7 protein-coding genes are annotated in these 9,013 nt (G+C 66.8%); 4 read left to right on the top strand and 3 right to left on the bottom strand.

What is annotated here, in order from left to right:
• Window positions 1-106 precede the first annotated feature (106 nt).
• The 3 genes from MJ785_RS15180 to MJ785_RS15170 all read right to left on the bottom strand — a co-directional run bounded on the left by MJ785_RS15180 (window position 107) and on the right by MJ785_RS15170 (window position 3,699).
• A complete protein-coding gene (locus tag MJ785_RS15180; RefSeq protein WP_239312379.1) occupies window positions 107-1,546 on the bottom strand; it encodes an NAD(P)/FAD-dependent oxidoreductase in 1,440 nt (479 codons plus the stop codon).
• 73 nt (window positions 1,547-1,619) lie between these two features.
• Window positions 1,620-2,426 (bottom strand): alpha/beta hydrolase, encoded by an 807-nt coding sequence (locus tag MJ785_RS15175; RefSeq protein WP_239312377.1) that lies wholly within the window; start codon window positions 2,424-2,426, stop codon window positions 1,620-1,622.
• A 172-nt stretch (window positions 2,427-2,598) separates the two neighbouring features.
• Window positions 2,599-3,699, bottom strand: a complete 1,101-nt coding sequence (locus MJ785_RS15170) for a hypothetical protein (protein WP_239312375.1) — start codon at window positions 3,697-3,699, stop codon at window positions 2,599-2,601.
• 256 nt (window positions 3,700-3,955) lie between these two features.
• Here MJ785_RS15170 and MJ785_RS15165 point away from each other — a divergent pair, with 256 nt between their 5' ends.
• The 4 genes from MJ785_RS15165 to MJ785_RS15150 all read left to right on the top strand — a co-directional run bounded on the left by MJ785_RS15165 (window position 3,956) and on the right by MJ785_RS15150 (window position 8,870).
• A complete protein-coding gene (locus MJ785_RS15165) occupies window positions 3,956-4,669 on the top strand; it encodes an MBL fold metallo-hydrolase (protein WP_239346739.1) in 714 nt (237 codons plus the stop codon).
• Window positions 4,670-4,758: 89 nt separating this feature from the next.
• The gene (locus tag MJ785_RS15160) at window positions 4,759-5,811 is read left to right on the top strand and encodes a phosphotransferase family protein (RefSeq protein WP_239381433.1); all 1,053 of its coding nucleotides are present in this window, start codon (window positions 4,759-4,761) and stop codon (window positions 5,809-5,811) included.
• Window positions 5,812-6,608: 797 nt separating this feature from the next.
• On the top strand, window positions 6,609-7,301 hold the full coding sequence (locus MJ785_RS15155) for a TetR/AcrR family transcriptional regulator C-terminal domain-containing protein (RefSeq protein ID WP_239312370.1): 693 nt from the start codon (window positions 6,609-6,611) through the stop codon (window positions 7,299-7,301).
• A 453-nt stretch (window positions 7,302-7,754) separates the two neighbouring features.
• A complete protein-coding gene (locus MJ785_RS15150; RefSeq protein WP_239312368.1) occupies window positions 7,755-8,870 on the top strand; it encodes a S1C family serine protease in 1,116 nt (371 codons plus the stop codon).
• Window positions 8,871-9,013: the final 143 nt, after the last annotated feature.

Raw genomic sequence — 9,013 nt, 5'->3', positions numbered from 1 at the left:
GATCCACGCCCCTATTGCCGGGCGCTCTAAGCGCGGAAAACCATGATCGCGCACTTTTTTCACGCCTTCTGGTCGATATCACCCCGTCGGGGTCGACAGCAGCCCGTCAGAAACACGCACCCCGGCGGAGCGCGAGCCGGGCAGCGTGCGCGCCCGCCATCCCGTGCGCACCCGCTCCGGGCGGCGTGGCGGCCGAGCACAGGTACACACCGGGCACCGGTGTCGCCCACGGCCGGGGCGAAAGGACCGGACGAGCGAGGAGCTGGCGCAGGTCGGCGCTGCCACCGCCGATGTCGCCGCCGATCTCGTTGGCGTTGTGCGCCGCCAGCGCCCTCGGCGGCATCGTGTGCCGGGCCAGCACGCGGTCACGGAAGCCGGGAGCGAACCGCTCCACCTGCGCCTCGATCTCATCGGTCATGTCGACGGTGGAGCCGAGCGGGACATGGCAGTAGGCCCACGCCGTATGCCGCCCGGCGGGAGCACGCGACGGATCCGCAACGCAGGCCTGCACGAACAGCACAAACGGGCGGGACGGATGCCCGCCGCGGGCCACCGCCCGCTCGGCCGCGGCGACCTCCGCGAGGGTGCCCCCCAGATGCACGGTGGCGGCACCAGCCACGGACGGGTCCCGCCACGGCACCGGAGCGTCCAACGCCCAGTCGACCTTGAACACGCCCGGCCCGTACCGGTAGCGCGCCAGCACGCGACGGTAGCCGGCCGGCAGCCGGTCGCCGGCGACTTCGAGCACCTGTCGTGGGGTCAGGTCGAGCAGCACCGCCGCTGCCGGTGGCAGCTCGGCGAGCGAGCGCACCGGGGTGGCGGTGACCAGTTCCCCGCCGAGCCTGCGCAACCGTCCAACCAGGGCGTCCGCAAGTGACTGGGATCCACCGACCGCGACCGGCCAGCCGACATGATGCGCCAACAACGCGAGGAACAGCCCATACCCACCGGTGACGGGTTGACGCAGGTCAAGCATGGAATGGGCGGCGCAGCCAGCGAGCAGCGCGCGGCCACGGCCGCCGCGCAGCGCCGCCTGGGCGAGAATGGTCGCCGGCCACAGCCCGCGGGCGCCGAACCGGGCCAGGGTGACCGGCGCCGCAGGGGGCAGATCGAGCGGGGCAAGCACATCTGCCGTAAGGCCGTCACCATCCGCGACGAGCGGAGCGAGCAACCGGCGCCACCCCGACCCGGTTCCAAGGCCCGCGTCGGTCCGCGCGACATCGCGGTGCAGGAGCGCAGCCGGCCCGTTGTCGAGCGGATGCGCGAGCGGCACCGCTGGATGCGCCCAGCGCAGGCCCTCGTCAGCCAGCGGCATCGCGCGCAGCGCCGGTGAGGCCAGCGCCAGCGGCAGCACGGTGGCGCACACGTCGTGCCGGAACCCCGGGAGGGTCAGCTCCTCGGTGCGCAGCCCGCCGCCAGCCGTTGGCGCGGCCTCGACGACCAGCACCCGCCAGCCGGCTTCGGCGAGCGTCACCGCGCCGGTGAGCCCGTTGGGGCCGGAACCGACGACGACCGCGTCGAACCCGTCCGCACCGGCCCGGCCCACTCGCCGCCTCAACGGCTTCCATGGGCGGACGATACTGCGCCGATCCCATCCGCACGGCTCGCGGGCAGTCCCTTCACGCGCTTACAGCGTGCTGGGACCGAAGCCAGTCGAGCGAGGTCTGGGCTATCTCCCGCCAGCCGTGATCGATAGTCAGGGAATGACCGCGATCGAACTGCTTGAATTCAGTCACCGCGCTCGAGTGCCGGTAGCGCTTGAACGCGGCGCGGCTGACCGCGTCAGGAACCGTGTGGTCCTGACGGCCAGAAATGATGAGCAGCGGGCCGCGGGCCGAGTTCTTGACGTCGACCCGGGCCGGGGAGTGCGGCGCGAAGTTCGCGGCCGCGGTTTCAAACAGGGGGCGAGCCGGGGACGGGATCGTCCACATGTCGTACAGTTCGTTCGACTCCTGGCGGCTCAGCTCGTTACCGAAGCCGTACTTGAACTCGTTCCGGTTCGGGACGAAGCTCTTGGTGAGATTCAGCGGATTCCGCAGGACCGGGAAGGTGGACTTGAGCTGAGTGACGGGCAGCGGCAGCACGCCCCGGATCTGCGCGGGATCGATCGCGATCGCGGCGGCGGCCAGATTCTGGCCGAGCAGGCTCTGCGCGATGAGGCCGCCGAAGGAATGACCGATCACGATCGGCTTGGTGTCAAGGGTCCGCAGAAATTCGCCATGATGATTGATGATCTCGCCCAGCCCTTTGCCCGCCTGGGCTTCCGGGTGCGCCCGAGCCGCCTCGACTGTGGCTGCCACACCTGGCCATTCCGGTGTAAACGTCTCATAACCGGCGGCCGTGAACAGCTCGGCCCAGTTGCGCCAGCTCGTCGAGTGCAGCCACAACCCATGGATGAACACGACAGGTGCGCTCAGTACGGTCACGATCCCGCTCCCTCCCGACAAGCCCGGCACGCTGACCGACACATAGACAGAAGCATCAGTCAAAGCCGATGACGCGAGAACTGTCAAGCGCGGCGGGTGGGATTCACCCAGACCCGTCGTGGTCCGCGGCTGGCCACCGCCCCCGGACAGCCCGGACCACAACAGGATTCCCTCAGGAGCTGAACGTGTAGGTGGGGAGATTCGCGGGGACGATGTGCTGGTGAAAGCTGAAGATCTGCGGATCCGCCGGGTCGACCGTCGCGCTGGCCCAGTGGTTGAGTGAGCTGCCGAAGGTCATCACCCGGGTGAAGTTCTCGATGACGTTGCCCGCGTCGTCACTCAGCGGCTTGTCCACGGTGAAGTAGTGACTGTCGCCGTTGACAAGAACAACCGGCTTCCCGAAGTCGACGGCCGCCCGGGCGAGCAGGGCCTTGGTGTCGGCGAAGTGGTCCGTTGGGTCGACGGTCGTGCCGCCCGGGGCGGTGGGGCTGTCGCCGAACATATCGGCCTGCACAGTGATCATAATGGCCTTCGAGCCGCTCGCCTTCGCCGCCGCGAAGGAATCCCGGATCCACCGCAGGTTCGCGGCGTTACGCGCCGCATATTCCGCGTTGGCCTCGGCCTGCGGGCCGTCCTTGACATCGCCGTCGGGTATGTAGTTGTTGTTGCTGCCGGGGACGTTGACACCGACGTAGGTCACTGGGCCACGCGTCCATCGCACGTTTTCCGGGTACTGCGGGCTCTGTCTCGTCAGCTGGAGGGTACGGCGCCCCAGGCTCCGGTCATCCGGGAAGAAGACCTGGCGGAGGTAGTTCAACCGGTCGACCGAATCGAATGTGGGCCCCGCCGTGGACGGCCGGTCGCAGTCTGTCCACTCGTTGTCACCGGGAACGTAGACAACCGGGTCCCGGAACTGGTTGAACAGATTCAGGGCATATTTGTAGACATCCGGCTGACCGGCTTTCTGCGCGGAACCGTCAATGTCAGCGTAGCACGGCTCGCCACCGTTCTTGATATCACCGTCGAAGATGGAGAACGCCAGGTCGTGAGAATTCATGTCGGCGATTACATGAGGATACTGCAACCGGCCGTTGGGGCCGTATGGCATGTCGCCGAAAAGCCCGATCTCATAGTTCCGCGTATTGCGCCACCCATCTCGTCGATCGTCATCGTTCGGATTGGCGCTGGCCACGCCAGCCGTCACACCGGCGGCGGCGAAACCAAGTGCGAGCACGATGGCGGTTAAGCCGACAACTCTGCGCTGAGAGGTCATGAATACCCTTTCTGAGGATGCGGCTGGCGCAGGCTCCGTACTGGAAGAAACAAAGCAGCAAAGTACGACGGACGGGTGATGGCGGGGCGAACAAACGCTGACCGGGAGATTACGGTTACCGTATTGCGCGGAATCGAAGCCTCGATTGATCAATCGTAGTACGCCCAGCGCGGCGCAAGCCACCGAAGGTAAGCAAAGCCGTGTCCGGTGGAGCGGCAGGCTGTATCGATGGTGCGGCCGCCGTAGCCTTGAGCCCATGGTCAAACGTCTGTACTTCCGCCAGCTGCTGTCCGGGCGCGACTTCGCGGTCGGCGATCCGATAGCGGCTCAGATGGTCAACTTCACCTATCTGATCGGCGATCAGGAAACTCGGGACGCGGTCGTGGTCGACCCGGCGTACGCGATCGACGACATCCTCGCCGCCCTTGCCGACGATGGTATGCGGCTCGCCGGTGTGCTGGTCACGCACCACCATCCCGATCACGTCGGTGGCGACATGCTCGGCTTCTCCCTGCCCGGCCTGAAGGATCTGCTCACCCGTGTCCAGGTTCCGGTACACGTACACCGCGATGAAGCCGAATGGGTACGGCGCACCACCGGGGTCAGCGCCACCGACCTGGTCAGCCATGACCATGACGACGTGGTCGACGTCGGCGCGGTGCCCATCCGGCTGTTGCACACCCCCGGGCACACCCCCGGCAGCCAGTGCTTTCTGGTGGACGGCGGACGGCTGATAGCCGGCGACACACTTTTTCTGGAAGGGTGTGGGCGAACGGACTTCCCCGGAGGTGACCCCGACGCCATGTACACCAGCCTCCAGCAGCTGGCCGCGCTGCCAGCGGACCCAGTCGTCTTCCCTGGGCACCTTTACTCGGCACAGCCGTCCGCACCGATGTCGGCGGTTCGGCGTGACAATACTGTTTTCCGGCCCCGGAGCATTGAACAATGGCGGATGATGTTCGGCGGGTGACCCGCCCGACGAACCGGCGATCAGCAGCTCCCGCAACTAGCTGTATGTAATCGGATAACCCGGCACCGCTTTCGATGACCTGGGAGACAATGATGATCCCTGCTAACGCGGTGCCTGCCGATGCCATACCCACGGGCCTCGATCTCGCCGCGCTGACCGCCTACTTCGATGTACGGGTACCAGGGCGGTGCGGTCAGCTGCGCGCCGCCCTGCTGGCCGGCGGCCGCTCGAACCTGACGTATCGCGTGTGGGACGAGGCATCCAGCTGGGTGGTGCGCCGGCCCCCGCTGGGTGGGCTGACCCCCTCCGCGCATGACATGAGCCGGGAGTTCCGGGTGGTCGCCGCTCTGGCGGGGACCGACGTCCCCGTGCCCGACGCGATCGCGCTCTGCGAGGACAGCACGGTGATCGGCGCTCCGTTCTCCGTGGTCTCACTCGTCGACGGTGTTGTCATCCGTAGCCGCGAAGATCTGGACAGCTACTCCAACGCTCAGGTCGCGCAGGCTGCCTTCGGTGTGCTCAGGGCATTGGCCCGCCTGCACGCGGTACCGTACGCGGAGGTCGGCCTGGCTGATTTCGGCCGGCCGGAGGGTTACCTGAGCCGGCAGGTAACGCGCTGGCGCAACCAGTGGGCCCACGTCGCCACCAGGGAACTGACCGACATCATCACCCTGCACGCCCGGTTGCGGGACGCGCTGCCGGCTGAGAGCGGCGCGGCGATCGTCCACGGGGATGTCCGGATAGACAACGCCATCCTCGACCCGGACAGCCTCGGTACCGTCCGCGCGCTGGTGGACTGGGAAATGGCTACGCTCGGCGATCCGCTCGCGGACCTCGCGCTGGCCGCCGTCTACCGTGACCCCGCCTTCGAAGCGGTGCTCGGCGGCTCGGCAGCGTCGACCAGCAACCGCATGCCAGCGGCGGACGAACTGATCGAGGCATACGCCCTGGCCGCTGGGCGAAATATGGTGAACCTTAGCTTCTACCTGGCTCTGGGCTATTTCAAGATTGCCGTGATTGCGGAGGGGATCCACGCCCGCTACCTCGGCGGAAAAACCGTCGGTGATGGTTTCGAGACGGCGGGGGCCGCTGTGCCGGAACTTGTCGCCGCCGGTCTGCGCGCCCTGCGCGCCCTGCGCTGAGGCCCTCGTCACCAGAAGCTGCGTGCGTTGACAACCTTCGGCCCACGTGGCAGAGTACTGAAATATACTTACAGCGTAAGCGCAGAAATAAAAAGAGGTAAAAGAGGCAAAAAAGAGAAAGAAGCGCACTATGACCATGAGCGCTTTGTTTATGGAAATTTCTTTCCAGCGCTGGGGCCGACGTGCGCCCGCCATCCCACCGAGGTTCCCTGGCATCGCTCCTGCCTGCGAGTAGACCGCGGCCCGTGGTCACGGACAGGACCGCCTCCCTGCCCCTGGCCACGGATCCGCTTCAATCCATTGCCGAGAGCGACCTGCGCGGAGGTGCAGCAGGCACCTCGCGTCATCGCTCACCATCCATCGCCGCGCGACGCGCGAGTGCCCCTGCTCGTCGGTTGACGTCCACCACCTCCGGTGACTCCCCGCGCCGCCTCGCGATGAACGCGCCCCCGCCCCGCTCCCTGACCCATCCCTCTGTTAGCGGGCGCTCGTACTCTGGGCAGCGATAAAAGAATCGTCCGGCGCGGGACGGCCATTATCATGTTCCCGTCGCGCCTCGTCCCGCGGCTGTGACGTTCTCGGCCTCAGGGCGTTACAGTGTGCCATATCGTGGCCCTCAGCAATCATAGCGGTAGGTTCATAGCGGGCAGATAACCAAGCACGTGCACGAGTCTCTCTCCCGTTCCGGTCCTGGACCGGTCTGAACCTGTCGTTCGCCCCGAATGACCTGGCTGACCCAGCGGGCACCTTTTCGTGCGGCCGTATGCCCAGTGAACCGAGGACGGACAACAACCATCATGGCGAAGAGCAACGGGTCCAGCACCCACCGGCCCCTCAGTCGTGAGCGGATTCTTCGTACCGCTCTTCGACTCGTCGACCGCGACGGCGTCGACGCGCTCAGCATGCGCCGTCTCGCCAGCGAACTCGGCGTGGAGGCCATGTCCCTGTATAACCACATCCCCAACAAGGCTGCGCTACTCGACGGGGTAACCAAAATCATACTGGATGAGATCAACCCGGCGGTGGCCGCGAGCGGGCCGTGGGAGGAGCGAATCCAGGCCATAACCAGCGAGTTCCGCCGCGTGGCGCTGGCCCACCCCGCAGCCTTCATTTTGCTGGCCACCCGACCGGTGGCCTCGACAGTGGCCCTCCAGGCGTTCGAGACCGGGCTGGCTCTGCTGGCTGACGTCGGATTCGACAGCGCCACGTCCGTTCACGCGATACGCGCAATAGTCGCCCTCCACACCGGCGCCATCCTGCGCCAGCTCTCCGGCGGCGGGAGCTCGTTGATCGAACGGTCGGAGGCGCCTGAGCTGCTTGCCCAACAGGCAGCGGCGCTGCGGGCGGGCGGCTTCCCCGCGCTGGCCGCGGCCGTGCCCGACCTTGGCAGCTGCGATCATGATGAGGAATACCGATTTGGGATGGAATTGATCCTGGCCGGACTCCGCCAGCAGCTGGCCAGGCAAGAGGAGGCGCGGGTCGCATCCTGAAGCAGCCTATGATCCGCTATCTCATGGAGAGGCTCCGGCAACAGGGCAGGCGCCTCGCCGCATCACTCTCCGTACGTGACCGTGCGACGCACGGATACCTCAGCTCGTCGATCGCCACCCACCACCTCCGGTGGCTCCCCGCGCCACCTTGCGATGGACGCCTCCCAGCCCCGCTCCTTGATCCAGCCCCGTGTCGCCAGGCACTCTAACTACACACAGGAGGCACCTGAGATGACGGAGGTCAGGGGACGCTGGCTTCGGCGTGATATGCCCCGCATTCGATCGTTCGGTGATCGCCCAGCGATTGCCACGCGATTGGGTTGAGTCGCCGGACGTCGATCGCGGTGGTCGACGACGGCAGTCGGCAGTAGACGGATGCGCAGGACAGCAGAGGCTCGGACCAAGGAGCGCTGGCGGCACCGGCTCTGGCGGTGGACTCACGAGGAGGTCCGCGTGGCGGTGGGTGAGGAGAGTCCCGGTATCTCCATGTGGCGGCTGCGAGTGGCCGCGCTCGGGTGTGCGACCGCCTGTCTGAGCGGGTATGCCATCACAGCTGGTACCGCAATGACCACCTCCGGGTTGCCAGGCCGTGCCGGTGACGGCCCGATCGTCATGGGGCCGGGAATCCGCGCTGCCGCCGCTGTCGCTACTGTGGCCGTTCCCGACGTGTTCACCGCGGCGGCTGGCAGCCCTATTCCGGCGCAGCGGTCCGGTGCCGCGGCCCGAGTTATGCCAGGCGTGGTTCGTATCGTTTCCAAGCTCGCCACACAGAATGGTTCTGCCGCGGGAACCGGCATGCTCCTGAACTCCGGTGGCGAGATACTTACCAACAATCACGTCATCCAGGACTCCGCAGGTATCACCGTGACCGTCGCCAGTACTGGTCGTGCGTATCCTGCCGCGGTAGTCGGCGCCGATCCGACCGATGATGTCGCCGTACTCCAGCTGCGCGGCGTTTCAGGGCTCACCGCGGTTCCGATCGGGGACTCCGCGAAGGTTTCCATCGGCGATTCCGTCGTTGCTGTTGGCAATGCTGAGGGCGGTGCGCCGATCACCGCCAGCGGTGCCATCACCGCCCTCAACCAGAGCATCACCGCTACCGAACCCGGTGGTGGTAATGCCGAACAGCTGACCGGCCTCATCAGAACCAACGTAGCGATCAAACCCGGATTCTCCGGTGGCCCGCTGGTCAGCGCGGCGGGTCAGGTCATCGGTATGGACACGGCTGCGACGATGTTCAACGAGTATCTGCCAGCCGGCATGCGGGCCGGGTACTCCATTCCAATCAATCACGCCATGTCCGTCGCTCGTCAGCTCGCGTCCGCCGCCTCCGCGGGTAACACGGGTGGCCATGACAGTCGTGCTGCCGCGGCCAGCGCCACGAGCAGCGCCTCGCCCGCCTCACAGGTAGCGATGATTACTGTCAGCCACGCTTCCGCCGCCGGTTTCGGAGGCAGCGGCGCCCAGGGCCGGCGAAACGGTCCGGTCGCCCCGGTCGCTCCGGTGGCCGCAATCGGAGCGGAAGCAGATCGGCGGTCCAGGCAGCCCCGGCGCCGTCTCTTTGCTTAGTGGTCGCCGCCGGAAGTTCGTCCGGCGCCAGACGGCGCCAGACGGCGCCTCGCCTCGTTTCCTGGCCCCGCGACGCCGCGTCCCCTGTCGCCGGGCCTACAACAAGCCGCCCCTACAACAAAAAGGGAGGGGTTATCCATGTC

It is taken from the genome of Protofrankia sp. CiT1 (genome assembly GCF_917627335.1).
GTDB lineage: Bacteria > Actinomycetota > Actinomycetes > Frankiales > Frankiaceae > Protofrankia.
The sequence above is the reverse complement of the archived record's forward strand: the minus strand, read 5'-3'. Positions and strand labels throughout refer to the sequence as shown.